Source organism: Aequorivita vitellina (genome assembly GCF_022008365.1).
Lineage (GTDB): Bacteria > Bacteroidota > Bacteroidia > Flavobacteriales > Flavobacteriaceae > Aequorivita > Aequorivita vitellina.
Window position 1 is genome coordinate 1 of sequence record NZ_JAIRBA010000093.1, and the last position, 1134, is coordinate 1134.

The 1134-nt window shown below is 36.7% G+C and carries 1 protein-coding gene; it reads right to left on the reverse strand.

Annotated features, from left to right (window positions below; all coding sequences use genetic code 11):
* Window positions 1–405: 405 nt before the first annotated feature.
* Entirely contained in the window at window positions 406–918 is a 513-nt protein-coding gene (locus tag K8089_RS16095; protein WP_237604310.1) for a hypothetical protein, read from the reverse strand.
* Window positions 919–1134: the final 216 nt, after the last annotated feature.

Consider the following 1134-nt stretch of genomic DNA (forward strand, 5'->3'; position numbering starts at 1 on the left):
GTGCAATGTTTTTTATGCGTTCTGTTCCGTTTTGTTTCCGCTTTGTTATTCTTTCAAAGGCCATCGAAAAACAAAATTGCGTTTGCTAGTTTTATCTTTCCGAAGTCAAAAAATTCCAGCTACTCCCCTTTTTTCCGTTCCGTAATTTTGTCCGATCAACATTTTTGTCCGAAATGCTTTTTGTTTTTTAAACACTAAATTCAAAAAAAATCGGACGCTGTTCCGCCAATTTTCCGCCGTGATTTGCGTCTCGCTCAATATTGCACAACGGTCTCGTATAACCGTCAGTTACGGGATTAAAGTTAATAATTTTCGGTTAAGCACTGACGTTAGCGATTCCGAGTGGATTCGGACGCAGTCGAATCCGCCGTAATTGCGGTTATACATTGTTGCCACCAGTGCTTTTTATTCGCCCCATAATTGATAAACAGTCATTCGTTTATTGTCCGAACTTAATAATACAAATCCGTTATCTTGTGTCGAGTTATCAGTTCCTGGTTCAAAAATTAGCCATTTTGTTTTAAATCTATAAAGTTTGAAATCAGTTTCTATAAAACGAGGAAACGATTCCGACTTTAAATTCGCTTCCGTGGATTCAGGCGTAAAGTTCTTGAGAGGAAGATTGATTGTCGGTTTTCCAAAATCTGACATATTAATCAAATCCACTTTATTATAATTCGTACTGTCAATCAATTTCCAACCATTTTGGGAGGCAAGTTCTGTTATTTTTTTTATATTAAATTCAGTGTTTTTGTCCGCAGACCAATTTATATATAAAGTTCCGCCCCAAGGTCCTTGGTCATTTTTCTTTTCGGTAATAAGTTCAGATTTGTAGTTCAACCAAAAACCTGAAGGAGTAATTCGGCTACACGATGAACAAATAATTCCGAGAAATAATATTACTAACTTAATTTTCAATCGATTTACGGTTTTTATCGCATTGGTGGCAACGTTTCTGCATATGATTAGTGGCCCGATTAAACACGGAATTTAGCAAATAAAAACCAAACAGAAAATCCGATAGGATTTTCGGAAGCAGGCTCCAACTAGCCATTAATTATATGCCTTGTTGTGCAATGTTTTTCTGCGTTCTGTTCCGTTTTGTTTCCGCTTTGCTATTCTTTCAAAGGCCCT